16 protein-coding genes are annotated in these 16,462 nt (G+C 71.5%); 10 read left to right on the forward strand and 6 right to left on the reverse strand.

Annotation, left to right across the window (positions count from 1 at the left end; genetic code table 11):
• Nucleotides 1-55: 55 nt before the first annotated feature.
• Nucleotides 56-1,300 carry a methyltransferase gene (locus tag E5N76_RS16265; protein WP_149538371.1) on the forward strand — a complete coding sequence of 415 codons (1,245 nt, stop codon included), beginning with the start codon at nucleotides 56-58 and terminating at the stop codon, nucleotides 1,298-1,300.
• Nucleotides 1,297-1,812: a YdcF family protein gene (locus E5N76_RS16270; protein ID WP_235907732.1), complete on the forward strand. Its 516-nt coding sequence runs from the start codon at nucleotides 1,297-1,299 to the stop codon at nucleotides 1,810-1,812. The genes E5N76_RS16265 and E5N76_RS16270 overlap by 4 nt, the downstream gene beginning before the upstream one ends.
• A gap of 177 nt (nucleotides 1,813-1,989) precedes the next feature.
• Here E5N76_RS16270 and cysK read toward each other — a convergent pair whose 3' ends face one another.
• From cysK to E5N76_RS16290, 4 genes are all read right to left on the reverse strand, one after another.
• Entirely contained in the window at nucleotides 1,990-2,904 is a 915-nt protein-coding gene (gene cysK, locus E5N76_RS16275; RefSeq protein ID WP_149538372.1) for a cysteine synthase A, read from the reverse strand.
• Nucleotides 2,905-3,053: 149 nt separating this feature from the next.
• Entirely contained in the window at nucleotides 3,054-3,746 is a 693-nt protein-coding gene (nfi, locus tag E5N76_RS16280) for a deoxyribonuclease V (RefSeq protein WP_149538373.1), read from the reverse strand.
• Nucleotides 3,747-3,992: 246 nt separating this feature from the next.
• Nucleotides 3,993-4,883, reverse strand: a complete 891-nt coding sequence (locus E5N76_RS16285) for a metal ABC transporter solute-binding protein, Zn/Mn family (protein ID WP_149538374.1) — start codon at nucleotides 4,881-4,883, stop codon at nucleotides 3,993-3,995.
• Nucleotides 4,884-5,072: 189 nt separating this feature from the next.
• Complete coding sequence (locus E5N76_RS16290; protein ID WP_149538375.1) at nucleotides 5,073-5,831, reverse strand: hypothetical protein; 759 nt, start codon at nucleotides 5,829-5,831, stop codon at nucleotides 5,073-5,075.
• Nucleotides 5,832-6,292: 461 nt separating this feature from the next.
• Here E5N76_RS16290 and pip point away from each other — a divergent pair, with 461 nt between their 5' ends.
• Nucleotides 6,293-7,243 carry a prolyl aminopeptidase gene (gene pip / locus E5N76_RS16295; protein WP_149538376.1) on the forward strand — a complete coding sequence of 317 codons (951 nt, stop codon included), beginning with the start codon at nucleotides 6,293-6,295 and terminating at the stop codon, nucleotides 7,241-7,243.
• Nucleotides 7,244-7,408: 165 nt separating this feature from the next.
• Here the strand turns inward: pip and E5N76_RS16300 are convergent, their stop codons facing one another.
• Nucleotides 7,409-7,918, reverse strand: coding sequence for a ferritin-like domain-containing protein (locus tag E5N76_RS16300; RefSeq protein WP_149538377.1), 510 nt, complete (start codon nucleotides 7,916-7,918; stop codon nucleotides 7,409-7,411).
• 331 nt (nucleotides 7,919-8,249) lie between these two features.
• Entirely contained in the window at nucleotides 8,250-8,660 is a 411-nt protein-coding gene (locus E5N76_RS16305) for a hypothetical protein (protein WP_149538378.1), read from the reverse strand.
• A gap of 260 nt (nucleotides 8,661-8,920) precedes the next feature.
• On the opposite strand from E5N76_RS16305, the gene lepA reads away from it, so the two are divergent.
• From lepA to E5N76_RS16340, 7 genes are all read left to right on the forward strand, one after another.
• Nucleotides 8,921-10,726, forward strand: a complete 1,806-nt coding sequence (gene lepA, locus E5N76_RS16310) for a translation elongation factor 4 (protein ID WP_149538379.1) — start codon at nucleotides 8,921-8,923, stop codon at nucleotides 10,724-10,726.
• A 169-nt stretch (nucleotides 10,727-10,895) separates the two neighbouring features.
• Nucleotides 10,896-11,876, forward strand: coding sequence for a tripartite tricarboxylate transporter substrate-binding protein (locus tag E5N76_RS16315; RefSeq protein WP_149538380.1), 981 nt, complete (start codon nucleotides 10,896-10,898; stop codon nucleotides 11,874-11,876).
• Between the two features lie 111 nt (nucleotides 11,877-11,987).
• Nucleotides 11,988-12,932 carry an alpha/beta fold hydrolase gene (locus E5N76_RS16320; protein WP_149538381.1) on the forward strand — a complete coding sequence of 315 codons (945 nt, stop codon included), beginning with the start codon at nucleotides 11,988-11,990 and terminating at the stop codon, nucleotides 12,930-12,932.
• A gap of 112 nt (nucleotides 12,933-13,044) precedes the next feature.
• A complete protein-coding gene (locus tag E5N76_RS16325) occupies nucleotides 13,045-13,929 on the forward strand; it encodes a VOC family protein (protein ID WP_207792000.1) in 885 nt (294 codons plus the stop codon).
• A 235-nt stretch (nucleotides 13,930-14,164) separates the two neighbouring features.
• Nucleotides 14,165-14,692 (forward strand): prolyl-tRNA synthetase associated domain-containing protein, encoded by a 528-nt coding sequence (locus E5N76_RS16330; protein WP_149538382.1) that lies wholly within the window; start codon nucleotides 14,165-14,167, stop codon nucleotides 14,690-14,692.
• Between the two features lie 72 nt (nucleotides 14,693-14,764).
• Nucleotides 14,765-15,703, forward strand: a complete 939-nt coding sequence (locus E5N76_RS16335) for a thioredoxin family protein (protein ID WP_149538383.1) — start codon at nucleotides 14,765-14,767, stop codon at nucleotides 15,701-15,703.
• Nucleotides 15,704-15,713: 10 nt separating this feature from the next.
• Nucleotides 15,714-16,379, forward strand: coding sequence for an LON peptidase substrate-binding domain-containing protein (locus E5N76_RS16340; RefSeq protein WP_149538384.1), 666 nt, complete (start codon nucleotides 15,714-15,716; stop codon nucleotides 16,377-16,379).
• Nucleotides 16,380-16,462: the final 83 nt, after the last annotated feature.

A 16,462-nucleotide genomic window follows, 5' to 3' on the forward strand; every position in this document is an offset into this window, starting at 1 on the left:
CCCCGGCCCCGCCAACGGTTTCCGCTCCCGCCCCGCCTGCTCTATGCACCCGGCCATGACCGACGCCACCGATGCCCGCCTCGCCGCCCAGTACGAGGCCTACCCCTACCCCGAGCGCGACCCGCGCGACGAGGCGAAGCGGCTGATCGTCGGCAGCCCCAGCCATCTGCTGGAGGTGGATCACTGGGTCTTCGGCGCGCGCCGCCCCGCCAGCCAGCCCCTCCGCGCCCTGGTCGCCGGCGGCGGCACGGGGGACGGCACCATCATGCTCGCCCAGCACCTCGCCGCCGCCGGCCGCCCGGGCGAGGTCACCTGGCTGGACCGCAGCGCCGCCGCCCGCCGCATCGCCGAGGCCCGCGCCGCCGCCCGCAGGCTGGAGAATATCCGCTTCGTCGAGGGCTCCCTGCTGGAACTGCCCGAGAGCGGCCTCGGCCCCTTCGACTACATCGATTGCTGCGGCGTGCTGCACCACCTGCCGGACCCGCTGGCGGGGCTGCGTGCCCTGGCCTCCGTGCTGGCGCCCGGCGGCGGGCTCGGCCTCATGGTCTATGCCCCGCATGGCCGCACCGGCGTCTATATGCTGCAGGACGCGCTCCGCCTGCTGGCCCCGCCCGGCGAACCCCCGGCGCAGCGGGTGGAGGCGGCGCGGCGCCTGTGGAAGCAGGCGCCGGAGACCGCCTGGCTGCGCCGTAACCCCTGGCTGACCGACCACATCTCCGGCGGCGATGCCGGCCTGTATGATCTGCTGCTGAACCCGCGCGACGTCGCCTTCACCGTGCCGGCCTTCGCGGCGCTGCTGGCCGAGGCCGGCCTGCGCCCCGCCTGCTGGGTGGAGCCGGCGCGCTACGACCCGGACCTCTACCTGACGGACCCGAAGCTGCGCGCCCGCACCGCCACGCTTTCGCCGCTGCAGCGCGCCGCGCTGGCGGAGGCCGTCACCGGCAATATGGGCATCCACATCGTCTATGCCGTCCGCGCCGAGGACCCCGAGCCGGCCCGCCCCTGGGAGGATCCGGAGGCCATCCCGGTGCTGCGGCAGATGGACGGCCCGGCGCTGGCCAAGGGCCTGCCGCGCGACGGCACCCTGCCCGTCGCCTTCGACGGGCTGCGCGTCATCCGCCCCATGCCGCGCCTGGCCGGCGCCATCCTGCAGCGGGTGGATGGCAGGCGGCGGCTGGGCGAGATCGCCGACGAGCTGGCGGCGAACGGAACGCCGCGCGAGACGTTCTGGCGCGACATGGCAGCGCTGCGGAGCACGATGGAGGGGCTGAACCGGCTGCTTCTGGCGGCGCCCGCGTGACGGCGCCACGCGCCGGCCTGGCGGGGCTGCAGGCCGCCATCCTCATCTTCGGCGCGGCGGTGCGGCCGGATGGCTCGCCCAGCCCGACGCTGCGCCGGCGCGTCGCCGCGGCGCATCGCTTCGGCGAGGCGATGCTGGTGCCGCCGCTCTACGTGCCGAGCGGCGCCAGGGGCCGCCATGGCGCGGCGGAAAGCCGGGTGATGGCGGCGCTGCTGCGGGAAGCGGGGGTGCCGGCGGAGCGGATCCGGGAAGAGCCGACGGGCACCGACACGCTGTCCTCCGTCCTCGCCATGGCGGCGCTGCTGCGGACGCATTCCGGGCCGGTCTATGCCGCGACCAGCCGCTTCCACCTGCCGCGCTGCCTGCTGCTGCTGCGCCTGGCGGGGCTGCCGGCGCGGCCGGTGCCGATCGAGGGGGCCTCGGGCGTGGCGCGCTGGTGGTGGCGGCTGCGGGAGGTGCCGGCCTTGCCCTATGACGCGGCGCTGATGCTGTGGCGGCGGATGCGGGGTTGAGGGGAGCTCTGCTCCCCTCGTTGGACGCGGTGCGTCCAACCCCCTCGCCAAAGGCCGAAGGGCCTTTGGAAACCATGAGTCCTGGACCCGTCGGTCGAGACGCCAAACTCAAGGGTTCCAAGGACCTTTCGGCCCTTGGCGGGGAGAGTTTGAGAGGGGCGGCGCCCCTCTCGAGCTTCACTCCGGCAGGAAGTCCGGCACCGAGAAGTACCGCTCCCCGGTATCGTAGTTGAACCCCAGCACCCTTGCCCCGGCCGGTAGCTCGGGCAGCTTCTGCGCGATGGCGGCCAGGGCGGCGCCGGAGGAAATCCCCACCAGCAGCCCCTCCTCCCGTGCCGAGCGCCTTGCATATTCCTTCGCGTCATCCGCCGTCACCTGGATGATCCCATCCAGCAGCCCGGCCTTCAGCACGCCGGGGATGAAGCCGGCGCCGATGCCCTGGATGGGGTGCGGCGAGGGCGCGCCGCCCGAGAGCACCGCCGAGGCGGTGGGCTCCACCGCGAACACCTTCAGCCCCGGCCATTTGGGCTTCAGCACCTCGGCGCAGCCGGTGATGTGGCCGCCGGTGCCGACGCCGGTGATGATCGCGTCCAGCCCCTCCGGGAAATCCGCCAGGATCTCCGCGGCCGTGGTCTTCGCATGGATGGCCGGGTTGGCCAGATTCTCGAATTGCTGGGGAATCCAGGCGCCGTCGGTCTGCGCCGCCAGCTCCTCCGCCCGGGCGATGGCGCCCTTCATGCCCTTCTCCCGCGGCGTCAGGTCGAAGGTGGCGCCATAGGCCTGCATCAGCCGGCGCCGCTCGATCGACATGCTCTCCGGCATGACGAGCACCAGCTTGTAGCCCTTCACCGCCGCTGCCATGGCAAGGCCGATGCCGGTATTGCCCGAGGTCGGCTCGATGATGACACCGCCGGGCTTCAGCTTGCCCTCCGCCTCGGCCGCCTCGATCATGGCCAGGCCGATGCGGTCCTTGATGGAGCCGCCGGGATTGCTGCGCTCCGACTTCACCCAGACCTCCGCCTGGGGGAACATCCGGGCGAGGCGGATATGCGGCGTATTGCCGATGGTGGCGAGGACGCTGTCGGCCTTCATGACGGGGTCTCCCTGTGTGGCGGGAACAGAGCGCGGTTCGGCCCGGCGCTGCAAGCTTCCCGAGGCGGGAATGGAGCTAAGCAGCATCGCGAGCGTGTGACCATGGCCAGGCGTGGATATTTTTCATATACGACGTGGCGTGGTGAAAATCACCCCGCCGCGCGGCGCGCCGCATTCGCCGCCAGATGCGCCAGCCGGGTCGGCTCCGGCAGGCGGTAGCCGCGGCCGCAGCGCCGCACCCAGCCCAGCGCCCCCGCCAGCGATACCCGGTGGCCGACCGAGACATAGAGCGGATTGGCCCGCGCCCGCGTGCGCAGCACGGTGCCGAGCTGCCGCCCCTGCCATTCCAGCGGGGCGGTGGCCCCCGGCGCCTCCCCCAGCGGCGCCGCCGGGCGGCCGACCAGCGGGGATTTGGCGACGCCGATGCTCGGCACGTCCAGCACCACGCCGAGATGCGCGGCGATGCCGAGGCCGCGGGGATGCGCGATGCCATGCCCGTCCACCAGCAGGAGGTCCGGCAGCAGGGAGAGCTTGCCCCAGGCCTCCAGCAGCGCCGGCACCTCGCGGAAGCCGAGGAAGCCGGGGATGTAGGGCATGGCGGCGCGCTGCACGGCGCTGGCCTCGTCCAGCTTCTCCAGCTCCGGCCAGGAGAGCACGACGATGCCGGCATGCACCCGGCTTTCGGGATCGAAGCGCGTGTTGCTGACATCGACGCCGGCGATGCGGCGCACCTCGCCATGCCGGTCCTCCGCCACCACCAGGGCGGCGAGGGCCTGCTGCGCCAGGCGGGCGGCGGCGAGGTTGGGCGGGTTCAGCCAGTCGGGCGGCAGGTCCGGACGCATCCTCCCTGCTCAGCACGCGGCGGGCACCGCGTCACCCCCCCGATGCCGGGTGGGGCGGTGCGTGGGTCGAAAAAGGGGGCGGCAGGCGACCGGCGGCAAAGGCGAGAGTCCAGTCCAACGGCCCAGTCCTGGAGCGAGCGCAACGGCCCGATCCCCGAGCGAGCACAACGGCTCGGTCCGGAGCAAGGGCACGGCCCCAGTCCCGGAGCGAGCGCAACAGCCTGACCCCGGCGCCCGCAGGCGGGATCAGGCCAGGAGCATGGCGGTGGTGATGGTGGTGACGTTGTGGCGGATCATCGCCTCGTAATCCGGCGCCGGGCCATCCGGCAGGGACAGCGTGTCGGCGTAAAGCCGCCCCGCCGCGGCGCGCCCGCTCTCCCGCGCCAATTGCTGCATCACCGCCTGGCTGCCGCGGCCTTCCAGGAAAATGGCGGTGATGCCCTGCTCGCGGATCTGCCGGATCACCGCGGCGATGCGGGCGGCGGAGGGCTGGGACGCGCCGCCCACCCCCTCCGGTGCCAGCACGCGCACGCCATAGGCGGCGGCGAAATAGCCGAAGGCCTCATGGGTGGTGACCATCACCCGCCGCGCCTCCGGCACCGCGGCGATGCGCTGGCGCACCCAGGCGTCCAGCGCCTCCAGCCGCGCGGCGTAGGCGGTGGCGCGGGCGGCGTAATCGGCGGCGCGGGGCGGGTCGGCGGCGGCGAGCCCGGCCCGGATACTGGCGACATAGCGGAGCGCGTTGCGCACATCCTGCCAGGCATGCGGGTCCGGCCCGGCATGGCCATGGCCATGCCCGTCCACGCCCTGCAGGGGGGTGAGGCCCTCCGTCGCCGTCACCACCACGCCGCGATAGAAGGTGCTGCGCAGCAGCCGGTCCAGCCAGGGCTCGAAGCCGAGGCCGTTGCGCAGCACCAGCGCGGCGCCACGCAGCGCCTCGGCATCCGAGGGCCGGGGCTGGAAGTGATGGGCGTCCATCTCCGGCCGGATGAGGGCGCGGATGTCCATGGCATCCCCCGCCACCTGGGAGAGGAGATCGCCCAGGATGGAGAAGGAGGCGAGGGCGAGGGGACGGGGCTGCGCCGTGGCGGCGCGGGCGAGGAAGGGCAGGGCGAGGAGGGTGCGGCGGGGGAGCATTGTTATATTATAACATGATGTAAGCCTGGCGCCAGCCTCCCCGTCCTGCTGCCGGCGCCGGTCCGAATTCCGATCCATGGGCTGGACCAGCCGACTCACGGCAGGGCCCGGGGAGCCTTCCCCGGCGGGCGTGCAAAGGGCCGAACCCTTCTTGGCAGGGCAGATCGGAGGCTGCTCTAGGGGCCCGGGCTACCCGCCCTTCCCGAACCACCGCCGCAGCCGGGCCAGCAACCCTTCCCCCCGGCCGGCCAGCTTCTGATGCGTCACATGCGGCCGGCGGGAGGGCGGCGGCAGGGCCGTCGCCACCGTGTGCCGCCCGCCGTCGCGGCCGGCTACCAGGCGCTGCTCCAGCGCCACCACCTGCGCCACCGCCTCTGGCGGGTCGCCGGCCGCCAGCGCCTCGGCGGTGGCGGCCGCATCCTCCCAGGCCTCGGCCCGGCGCAGGCAGTCGATCACCCGGACCGTCTGCTCCGCATCCAGGGGCGGCCCGCCGCGCCACAGCGCCACCGCCTCCAGCCGCCAGTGCCGGGCGAGGTCCGGCTGGTTCATGTCATCCGCCACCCAGGCGGCATGCAGCGTCGCCTCCGCCGCGGCATGCAGCGCCCCGGTCTCCTCCAGCACATGCGCCCAGGCGAGGAAGCGCCGGGCCAAGGGCGGGTGGCTGGCCTCCGCCAGCAGCGCCCGGAACGGCGCCGCCGCCACCGCCTGCGCTGCGGCCGGATGCGCCCTGGTGATGTTCGGCGCGGCATAGCCGCAGGAAGGGCATTGCTGCAGCCAGCGCGCCATGGTGGAGCGCACCGGCTCCCCCGGCCGCAGATCCAGGTCGGGCGCCTGCTCCGGCGGGCCTGGCCGGAAGGGCGGCTGCCGGCTGGCCGTGCCGCAGACGGCGCAGCGCGGCAGCGCATCGGCCGTGGGCGGGCGCGAACTGGCAGGGCTCGGAACGGACATCACCCCTCAAGTTAGGCATGGCGGAGCGGAAGGCGAAGAGGGCAATGCGGATCCGTGACCGCCGCCGCAGCTTTTCCCCGCCGGTGCTGCGGCGGCGACATGCCGTGGCGTTCCGGCGGCCGTCGCGCCCGGGGCGCCTGGCGGCGGCTCTTTCCCGGCGTCCGATGGTGGCTCCCCGGGCGCCTGGGTGGCGGCCCTTCCTGGCATCCTGGTGGCGAGTTCCTTCGCGTCCGGTGGCGGCTCCCGGGCACCTGGGTGGCGGCCCTTCCTGGCACCCTGGCGGCGAGTTCCTTCGGGCGTCCGGTGGTGGCTCTCCCCGGCGCCCCTGTACTGCTCTCCCCCAGGGCACAGGCGGCGATACCCCATGGCGCCCGGACGGGTTCGCCGCTGCGCGGCGCGATGCACCGCCAAGCGCCAACGCCACTGTTGCCCCGAGCCGCCCGGCCGGGGATAGTGCGGCCATGCCGCGCGGCGACCTCTTCCCCGACATTGCCCCCTATGAAACCGGGCTGCTGCCACTCTCGGGTGGCCATGTGATGTACTGGGAGCAGGTCGGCAATCCGCGCGGCCAGCCCGTGCTCTTCCTGCATGGCGGGCCGGGGGCCGGCGCCGGCGCGGTGCATCGCCGCTTCTTCGACCCCGGCCATTGGCGCGTGGTGATCTTCGACCAGCGCGGCGCCGGGCGGTCCCGCCCGCTCGGCGAGCTCAGGGAGAACACCACCCCGCACCTGGTCTCGGACATTGAGGCGCTACGCCGCTTCCTCGGCATCGAGCGCTGGCTGCTCTTCGGCGGCTCCTGGGGTTCCACCCTGGCCCTCGCCTATGCCCAGGCGCATCCGGACCGGGTGCTGGGCTGCGTGTTGCGCGGCGTCTTCCTCGGCCGGGACAGCGAGGTGGAGTGGTTCCTGACCGGCCTCCGCCGCATCTTCCCCGATGCCTGGGCGAATTTCGCCGAGCATCTGCCGCCGGAGGAGCGGCACGATCTGCTGGGCGGCTATCTGCGGCGCCTCTGCCACCCCGACCCGCAGACGCACCTGCCTGCCGCCCGGGCCTGGAGCCAGTATGAGGGAAGCTGCTCCACCCTGCTGCCAAGCCCGGAGACGGTGGCGAGCTTCGCCCAGGACCGCACCGCCCTCGGCCTCGCCCGGATCGAGGCGCATTACTTCGAGCACAAGCTCTTCCTGCCGGCAGGCGGGCTGCTCGGCCATATGGACCGCATCGCCCATATCCCGGCGGAGATCGTGCAGGGCCGCTACGACATGGTCTGCCCGGCCGAGACCGCCTTCGAACTCGCCGCCGCCTGGCCCAAGGCGCGGCTGACCGTCATCCCCGATGCCGGCCATTCGGCGCTGGAGCCCGGCGTCCGCACCGCCCTGGTCAGCGCCGTGGAGCGCTTCCGCCGGCGGAGCTGATCCGCTCCCTGCCCGCGGGAGAGGGCAGGGTGGATGCGGCGGTGAAGGCGTGGCGGCGCCGAGGAGGCCACGCCGCGCCGGCCGGCCGCCAGCCTTCCACGCCGCTTTCCCGCAGTTCCGGACGCCCGCTCCAGCCCTCCCCCGCCAGGCGGGGGAGGGAGAAGGCTACCGGCCGGCGGTCTTCCCCTCGGTCTCCAGCCGCATATAGGTCCGCACCACCTCGGGCAGGTTCTGCTCGATCCACTGCGCCATCCGCACCTCCTCATCCAGGCTCTGGCGCAGCGCTGCCGGGGCGGCCGCGTCGCCCGCCGCCTCCGCCATCTGCAGCAGGGCGTTGTAGGAGGCGATCTCGTAATGCTCGAAGGCGAAATTGGCGAAGCTGTTCTTCAGCACCTCATCCTGCATCGGCACATGCGCGATGGCGGCGACATTGCCCATCAGCCCGGTCATGACGTCCTTGAAGGTGCTCTCGCTGGTGCCATGGGTGCGCAGGATGTCCTCCAGCCGGGCCGACTGGTTGCGGCTTTCCTGGATATGCTCGCGGATCCGCGCCTCCATCATCGGGTAATTTTCCAGCCGCTCCGCCTGGCGCTCGAGGAGCTGGATGGCCTGCACCTCCAGCGCATGGGCGTTGCGCAGGCCGGTGAGATAGATGTCCTGAATCGTGCTGGCCATGGGCCTCTCCCGCTGCTTGACCCAGCCGGAACACGGGGCCGGCGGGGGCAGTTCCTTGCGGAAGGCGCTGGATTTCGAGCCGGGATAGGATAATACGCCTGGATCGTCAGCGCCCGGACCCCGTCCGCCCTTCGGCCGTGCGCCCTTCCGCCGCGCGGTGCGTCGCCCCTCCGAACGCGCCTGCTGCTACCTCGCCTTAACGCGTGCCCGGTCAAAGGCACGTCACACGCCGGCTTCCCAAAAAGGAGCTTCGCGTGCCGCGGCCTGCCCTTCCGTCCCGCGGCGCCCGCCGCCGAAGCGCCCAGGCCGGCGGAAGCCCCCGGCGCCCTGGTCACCTTGGCCGCCTGCGGCCCCCGGGCTTGCCGGCCGGCGATGGTTCAGGCGGCGGCGGAATATCCAGGATCTCCGCGGCATAGGCGGGGTCGACGGCAGCGTCGATCGCATCGATGCAGGGCGGGTGGGCATTGTCGTGCCGGACATGCCCCCGGTGCCAGGGCCCGTCCCGCAGCGCGATGTCGCTCGTGATGTCCCGCAGCCCGATGCAGCGCCAATCCCCGCCCGCCGCCAGGCCGCGGCTGGAACTGCCGCCGAATTGCCAGCCGAAGACGCGCCACTCCCTGCCCTTCCTGCCGAGGCTGTGCGGGCAGAGCCGGCGTTCATGGCCGGCGGATACGAACACCGCCTGCTTCCGCTGCCGGATGGCCGCGCGCAGCAGGGCGATCTGTTCCGCCCGGCCTTGCATCAGCCGCGGCCCCGGGCGGCCGGCATCCCGCCCGCTCCCGCCCATCGCCGCTGGCGCATACCGGGACCCCGCATGGCAGGCCGTGATCCTGGGCGCGCGGCATCCAGGGGCAACGCCCGCCCGGGGAAAAGCGGCGCTCCGGCGGGGCCGGCGCCGCGCCGCCCGGGCCCCAATGCCATCCCAGGCTTTGACTCCCGCCCCATCTGCCCTATCTCCCGGGGCTTGAGGCCGGACCCTGCCCTCCGCGCCGCCGGAATCCCATGCCCGATACTCCGCTGGACCGCATCCGCAACTTCTCGATCATCGCCCATATCGACCATGGGAAATCCACCCTGGCCGACCGGCTGATCCAGCACACCGGCGCGGTGACGGCGCGGGAGATGAAGGACCAGCTCCTCGACAACATGGAGCTGGAGCGGGAACGGGGCATCACCATCAAGGCGCAGACCGTCCGCCTGCACTACCAGGCGAAGGACGGGCTGACCTACACGCTGAACCTGATGGACACGCCCGGCCATGTGGATTTCGCCTATGAGGTGAGCCGCAGCCTCGCCGCCTGCGAGGGCAGCCTGCTGGTGGTCGATGCCTCCCAGGGCGTGGAGGCGCAGACCCTGGCCAATGTGTACCAGGCGATCGACGCCAATCACGAGATCGTCCCCGTCCTCAACAAGATCGACCTGCCGGCCGCCGAGCCGGACCGGGTGAAGCAGCAGATCGAGGACGTCATCGGCCTCGACGCCTCCGACGCCGTGATGATCAGCGCCAAGACCGGGCTGAACATCGAGGGCGTGCTGGAAGCCATCGTGACGCGCCTGCCGCCGCCCAAGGGCGAGCCGGATGCGCCGCTGAAGGCCCTGCTGGTCGATAGCTGGTACGACGCCTATCTCGGCGTCGTCGTGCTGGTGCGCGTCAAGGACGGGCATCTGCGCAAGGGCCAGAAGATCCGCATGATGTCGAACGGCTCGGTCCACAGCATCGAACAGGTGGGCATCTTCACGCCGAAGATGGCGGCCGTCGAAAGCCTCGGGCCCGGCGAGATGGGCTATGTGACGGCGGCGATCAAGACGGTGGCGGACACCAATGTCGGCGACACGCTGACGGAGGACCGCAACCCGGCGGCCGAGGCGCTGCCCGGCTTCAAGCCCAGCATCCCCGTGGTCTGGTGCGGCCTCTACCCGGTGGACGCCGACGACTTCGAGAAGCTGCGCGAAAGCGTCGGCAAGCTGCGGCTGAACGACAGCAGCTTCCATTACGAGGCGGAGACCAGCGCCGCGCTCGGCCTCGGCTATCGCTGCGGCTTCCTCGGCCTGCTGCATCTGGAGATCGTGCAGGAACGCCTCTCCCGCGAATTCGACCTGGACCTGATCGCGACCGCGCCCTCCGTCGTCTACAAGCTGAAGAAGACCAATGGCGAGTGGATCGACCTGCACAACCCGGCCGACATGCCGGACCCCAGCGTGATCGAGGAGATCCAGGAGCCCTGGATCAAGGCCACCATCATGGTGCCGGACGACTATCTCGGCCCGGTGCTGACGCTCTGCAACGAACGCCGCGGAAGGCAGGTGGAGCTGACCTATGTCGGCAACCGCGCCATGGCGGTGTACCGGCTGCCGCTGAACGAGGTGGTGTTCGACTTCTACGACCGCCTCAAATCCATCTCCCGCGGCTATGCCAGCTTCGACTATGCGCAGGATGGCTACGAGGCCGGCGATCTCGTGAAAATCTCCATCCTGGTGAATGCCGAGCCGGTGGATGCGCTGGCCTTCATGGCGCATCGCAGCCAGGCGGACCGCCGCGGAAGGCAGATCTGCGAGCGGCTGAAGGAGCTGATCCCCCGCCAGCTCTTCAAGATCCCGATCCAGGCGGCGATCGGCGGCCGCGTCATCGCGCGGGAGACCATCTCCGCCTTGTCCAAGGACGTCACCGCGAAATGCTATGGCGGCGACATCACCCGCAAGCGGAAACTCCTGGAGAAGCAGAAGGAAGGCAAGAAGCGCATGCGGCAATTCGGCAAGGTCGAAATCCCGCAAAGCGCCTTCATCGCCGCCCTGAAGATGGATGCGTGAACCGGCGCCGCCCCTGGCCGTTGGGGCGGCAGGCGGGCGGGCCCGCCGGCGCGCCCGTTGCTGACTCTGAGTTGCTGACTCTGATATGATCTTGACGCGACAGGCGGCGCTCGCCACAGGAAAAAGGGTAAACGGGCGGTAACCCGCCGCCCGCAGAGGATCGCTCCCGATGCGCCAATTCCTGCGCCGCAGCCTTGCCGCCTGTGCCGCGCTCGCCTGCCTCGCCCTGCCCGCGACGGCGCAGCAATTCCCCAGCCGCACCATCACCGTCATCGTCCCCTTCGCCGCCGGCGGCCCGACCGACACGGTGGCGCGGCTGACCGCGGAGGCGATGGGCCGCGACCTTGGCCAGACCGTCGTCGTGGAGAATGCCGGCGGTGCCGGCGGCACCATCGGCGCCCAGCGCGTCGCCCAGGCGCGGCCGGATGGCTACACCCTGCTGCTGCACCATATCGGCATGTCCACCGCGCCCACCCTCTACCGCCGCCTGGCCTATGACCCGGTGGGCGGCTTCGAGACCATCGGCCTGATCACCGAAGTGCCGATGACGCTGGTGGCGAAGAAGGATTTCCCGGCGACCACGCTGCAGGAGGCGGTGGCCCTCATCCGCCGCGAGCGCGACCGGCTGAACTATGCCAATGCCGGCATCGGCGCCGCCAGCCATCTCTGCGGGTTGCTGCTGATGAAGGCGGTGGACGCCCAGATGACGACGGTGCCCTTCCGCGGCACCGGCCCGGCGATGCAGGAGCTGCTCTCCGGCCGCATCGACCTGATGTGCGACCAGACCACCAACACCACGGAGCAGATCAATAGCGGCGCCATCCGCGTCTTCGCCGTGACCACCCCGCAGCGGGTGGAGGCCCTGCCCAACGTGCCGACCTCCGCCGAGGGCGGGCTGGCGGACTTCCAGGTGACGGTGTGGCACGGGCTCTACGTGCCGAAGGGCACGCCGGCCGAGGTCACCCAGCGCCTCTCCCGCGCCCTGCAGGTGGCGCTGCGCGACCCGCGCCTGGTGCAGCGCTTCGCCGAGCTGGGCACCGCCCCGGTGCCGCAGGCCCAGGCGACGCCGGAGGCGCACCGGAGCTTCTGGCAGGCCGATATCGCCAAGTGGCGGCCGATCATCCAGGCGGCGGGGCAATACGCGGACTGAACGGATGGCCCGGCGCCCGGCAGGGGGGCCGGGTTTGCCGGGGCCCTCCATCCCGGCTTTACGCCCGCCCGCCCCGCATGCGAGCCTTCCGGAAACCCGGGGGAGGGACCGATGCAGAACCGGCGGGAGGTGATGGCCAGCGGCCTCGCGGGGCTTGCCGCCGGCGGCGCCCCCGGCCTGCTGCACCCTGCCCAGGCTCAGGCCCCAGCCGCGGCGGAATTCGGCTATCGCCGCCACATGGTGCGCACCCCGGACGGCCTCGACATCGCCGCCTATGAGTACGGCAATCCGGAAGGCCAGCCGATCCTGCTGATCCATGGCTATCAGCAGGCGGCCCTATCCTGGGCCCGGCAGACCGGCGACCCCGCCCTGGCCCGCGAATTCCGCCTCGTCGCCTATGACATCCGCGGCCATGGCATGAGCGCCAAGCCGGAGGACGACCGGTACTACAAGCCCGGCCAGGTCTGGGCCGACGAGGTGAAGGCGGTGATCGACCAGCTTCGCCTCGCCCGCCCCGTGCTGGTCGGCTGGTCCTATGGCGGCCGGATCATGGGAGATTACCTGAACGCCCATGGCCATGCCGCGATCGGCGGCATGAACTGGGTGGCCGCCACCTCCTCGGTCGCCGACACCGCCCGCTTCGGCCGGGCGCTGCGCTGGATCGCCCCCGCCACCGGCGGCAGCCCGGACCCCGCCACCGCCATCGCCGCCACCATCGCCTTCCTGCATGCCTGCTTCGAGCAGGCGCCGGGCGCCGCCGATTTCCAGACCATGCTGGCCTTCAACATGATGGTGCCCCGGCATGTCCGCCTCGGCCTCGGCGGCCGGCCGCTGGAGATCGAGGCGCGGCTGCAGGCGCTCGACATCCCGGTGCTGGTGACGCACGGTTTGCATGACCGCGTCTCCGACGTCTCCATGGGCCGCTACACCGCGAGCGTGGTGCCGAATGCCCGGCTCTCGGTCTATGACGATGCCGGGCATTCCCCCTTCTGGGAGGATACGCCGCGCTTCAACCGCGAATTGGCGGAGCTGGCGCGCTCCGTCCGCCGTGCCTGATCGCGCCGCCGGGGCGGGCGGCACCGCCGCCCCGGTCTTTGTCTGATCGCGTGCGTCACGCTTTTCGCGGATCGCCATGAGCGATCACGCGCCGTCAAGGAAGGAGACCGTCATGGATGGCCTGACCAGGATCGAATGCCCGTGGAACCGGACGGCCGAGAATCTCGGCAATTCGGTCGAGCTGCAGCATGTGAACCTCCGCGTGCCTGACCAGCTCAAGGCGACGGCCTTCTACATTTCGGCCCTCGGCCTGACCCGCGACCCCTACCTGCTGACCGGCATCGACAATATGTGGGCCAATGTCGGCGTCAGCCAATTCCACCTGCCGACCGGCGAGGCGCAGCGGCTGCGCGGCATCGTCGGGCTGGTGGTGCCGGACCGCGCGCAATTGCTGCACCGGCTGCAGACCGCGAAGCGCTGGCTGGAGGGCACGCTCTACAGCTTCACCGAAGCCGCGGACCATGTGGACGTCACCTGCCCCTGGGGCAACCGCATCCGCGTCCACAGCCCGGATGCGGAGCGGTTCGGCCGCGTCGTCCTCGGCATGCCCTATGTCGCCTTCGACGTGGCGCCGGGGACGCTGCCGGGCATCGTCCGCTTCTATCAGGAGATCGTCGGCGCCCCGGCCGCGATCGAGGGCGGCGAGGCCCGCGTGCTGGTGGCCAATGGCCAGTACCTGCTGTTCCGCGAAACCGATGCGCCGCAGCCGGAGTATGACGGCCACCATATCCAGCTCGCCTTCGTCGATTTCGGCGGGGTGCATGCGAAGCTGGCGGAGCGTGGGCTGATCAGCCAGGAGGACAGCCAGTACCAGTACCGCTTCATCGACATCGTGGACCCGGAGAACGGCAAGCTGCTCTTCCAGGTGGAGCATGAGATCCGTTCCACCACGCATCCGCTGTTCATGCGCAAGCTGGTGAACCGCAACGCCGCCATCACCAACAACCTCTACGCCACCGGGCATGAGGCGCTGAACTGGGCGATGCTGCCGGAGTAGTTCCCCATGGCGTTGCTGTGCAACGCCATGGGGGCCCAGGTCTCGCCCCGGGCGGCCGCTTCGCGGCGCCATTGGGGGGCCTTGAACGCCTGAGCGGGACAGGTCTCACACAGCCTGAAGCGGCGAAGCCGCTTCAGGGCAGCGGGGCGCGGCGCGGCGCCTTGCGCCCGGCATCTGGCCTTGCCCGGCCAGGGACGGTAGAGCGGAGGATCGTCGCCGCAACCGAAGCGCCCAGATGCCGGAAACCCCCGAAAGCCTTCTCGCCCGCCTCGCCGCTGCCGGCATCGAGACCCGCACCGTCACCCACCCGCCGGTCTTCACCGTGGCGGAATCCCAGGCCCTGCGCGGCAGCCTGCTCAAGGGAGAGGGGGGCGGGCACAGCAAGAACCTTTTCCTCCGCCCCGCCAGGCAGGCCGCCGGCCCCTACCTGCTGGCGGTGCTGGAGGAGACCCGGCAGATCTCGGTCAACGCCCTGGCCCGGGCCGCCGGCGCCGGCCGCGTGGACATGGCCCCGGCCGAGGCGCTCCGCGCCCAGCTCGGCGTCGAGCCCGGCTCCGTCACCCCCTTCGGCATGGTGAACGCCGCCCCCGGCGCCGTCCGCATGGTGATCGATGCGGGGCTGGTGCGTGACCATGAATGGGTGCATTTCCACCCCCTGGTGAACAGCATGACCACGGCCATCCGCCCGGCGGATCTGCTGCGCTTCCTGGAAAGCCTCGGCCACCTTCCGGAGGTGCTGGACCTGCCGCCCCCGGCTGCTTAACTGCCGGCGCCCCCCATTGCCCCGGCGCCATCGCGTCGCATCTATGTCCCAAGGACCCGAGGAAGAGCTGCCATGGACGTGATCTTCGACCCGAACCGGCAGGCCGCGCCCGGCGCCGGGCCCGATCCCATCAAGGATGGCGACCAGCGGACCTTCATGCAGGACGTCATCGAGGCGAGCCGCGAGACGCCCGTCCTGGTCGATTTCTGGGCCACCTGGTGCGGCCCCTGCAAGACCCTGACGCCCACGCTGGAGAAGGTGGTCCGCGCCGCCGGCGGCCGGGTGAAGCTGGTCAAGATCGATATCGACAAGAACCGGGCCCTGGTCCAGCAGCTCTCCCAGATGGGGCTGCCGCTGCAATCCGTGCCGACCGTGGTCGGCTTCGTCCAGGGGCAGATCGCCGATCTCTTCCAGGGCGCCGTCCCCGAGGGCGAGGTGAAGCGCTTCGTCGAGGGGCTGCTGAAGGCCGCCGGCGGCCAGATGCCCACGGCCGACATCCTGGCCGAGGCCAAGACGGCGCTGGAGCAGGGCGATTTCCAGGCGGCGCTGGAGCTGTTCGGCGCCCTGGCGCAGCAGGAGCCGGAGAACCCCGAGGCCTATGCCGGCGTCGCCCGGGCCCTCGCCGCGCTGGGGCAGGAGGAGCAGGCGAGCCAGGTGCTGGAAAGCGTCCCGGCGAAGCTGCGCGAGCATGCCGAGATCGCCTCCGTCCGCTCCGCCCTGGAACTCGCCGCCGAGGGTCGCACGGCCCGGGCCAAGCTGGCGGAATTCGAAACCCGCCTGGCCGCCGACCCGGACGACCATGCGGCGCGGATCGACCTCGCCATCGCCCTGAACGCGGCGGGGGAGCGGGAGCAGGCGGTGGACGCCCTGCTGGAGGCCTTCAAGCGCGACCGCGCCTGGAATGACGAGGCGGCCCGCAAGCAATTGCTGAAATTCTTCGAAGCATGGGGCTTCTCCGACCCCGCGACGGTCGCCGGTCGGCGTAAGCTCTCCGCCCTGTTGTTCAGGTAGGGAGGCAGCGGTGACCGCGTTCGACCTGGCGTTCGAGGCGCTTCCGGCGGAGATCGCGGTCTTCCCCCTGCCCGGTGCGCTGCTGCTGCCGCATGCCAGGCTGCCGCTGAACATCTTCGAGCCGCGCTATTTGGCGATGACGCAGGACGCCCTGGCCCAGGGGCGGATGTTCGGCATGGTGCAGCCGGAGCCGGGGCAGCCGCGCGGGCCGCATGGGCCGGCGCTCTATCGCATCGGCTGCCTCGGCCGCATCTGTTCCTTCGCCGAGACGGAGGATGGGCGGCTGCTGATCACCCTCACCGGCATCTGCCGCTTCCGCGTGGCGGAAGAGCTGGAGCTGTGCCGCGGCTACCGCCGGGTACGGGCGGAGTATGACAGCTTCCGTGCGGATCTGGAGCCGCTGACGCCGCCGCCCGGGCTGGACCGCGCGGCGCTGCTGGGCGCGCTGCGGGAATTCTTCAAGGCGCGCGGGATCGAGGCGAATTGGGAGGCGGTGGAGCAGACCTCCGACGCCATGCTGGTGCTGACGCTCTGCATGGTCTGCCCCTTCGAGGTGCGGGAGAAGCAAGCGCTGCTGGAAGCGGACAGCGCCGCGCAGCGGGCCGCCATGCTGGTCGCGCTGCTGCAGATGGGGGCACATGGGGGCGGGACGCCGCCGGGGACGCGATTGAGTTGAGTGTCGAGGAAGGGCTCTGCCCTTCCTCGAGCTCCTACCCGCCAAGGGCCGAAAGGCCCTTGGAACCCTCGAGTTTTGCGGTT

Origin of the sequence: Siccirubricoccus phaeus (assembly GCF_008360935.1) — a bacterium.
GTDB lineage: Bacteria > Pseudomonadota > Alphaproteobacteria > Acetobacterales > Acetobacteraceae > Siccirubricoccus > Siccirubricoccus phaeus.

Bases quoted from the DNA above. Each gene is read 5' to 3' on its own strand.
- nfi (WP_149538373.1), bottom strand. From the start codon at position 3,746: ATGCGTCCGGACCTGCCGCCCGACTGGCTGAACCCGCCCAACCTCGCC.
- E5N76_RS16300 (WP_149538377.1), bottom strand. From the start codon at position 7,918: ATGGCCAGCACGATTCAGGACATCTATCTCACCGGCCTGCGCAACGCC.
- E5N76_RS16305 (WP_149538378.1), bottom strand. From the start codon at position 8,660: ATGCAAGGCCGGGCGGAACAGATCGCCCTGCTGCGCGCGGCCATCCGG.
- E5N76_RS16285 (WP_149538374.1), bottom strand. From the start codon at position 4,883: ATGCTCCCCCGCCGCACCCTCCTCGCCCTGCCCTTCCTCGCCCGCGCC.
- E5N76_RS16290 (WP_149538375.1), bottom strand. From the start codon at position 5,831: ATGTCCGTTCCGAGCCCTGCCAGTTCGCGCCCGCCCACGGCCGATGCG.
- cysK (WP_149538372.1), bottom strand. From the start codon at position 2,904: ATGAAGGCCGACAGCGTCCTCGCCACCATCGGCAATACGCCGCATATC.
- E5N76_RS16265 (WP_149538371.1), top strand. From the start codon at position 56: ATGACCGACGCCACCGATGCCCGCCTCGCCGCCCAGTACGAGGCCTAC.
- E5N76_RS16335 (WP_149538383.1), top strand. From the start codon at position 14,765: ATGGACGTGATCTTCGACCCGAACCGGCAGGCCGCGCCCGGCGCCGGG.
- E5N76_RS16320 (WP_149538381.1), top strand. From the start codon at position 11,988: ATGCAGAACCGGCGGGAGGTGATGGCCAGCGGCCTCGCGGGGCTTGCC.
- E5N76_RS16330 (WP_149538382.1), top strand. From the start codon at position 14,165: ATGCCGGAAACCCCCGAAAGCCTTCTCGCCCGCCTCGCCGCTGCCGGC.
- pip (WP_149538376.1), top strand. From the start codon at position 6,293: ATGCCGCGCGGCGACCTCTTCCCCGACATTGCCCCCTATGAAACCGGG.
- E5N76_RS16325 (WP_207792000.1), top strand. From the start codon at position 13,045: ATGGATGGCCTGACCAGGATCGAATGCCCGTGGAACCGGACGGCCGAG.
- lepA (WP_149538379.1), top strand. From the start codon at position 8,921: ATGCCCGATACTCCGCTGGACCGCATCCGCAACTTCTCGATCATCGCC.
- E5N76_RS16315 (WP_149538380.1), top strand. From the start codon at position 10,896: ATGCGCCAATTCCTGCGCCGCAGCCTTGCCGCCTGTGCCGCGCTCGCC.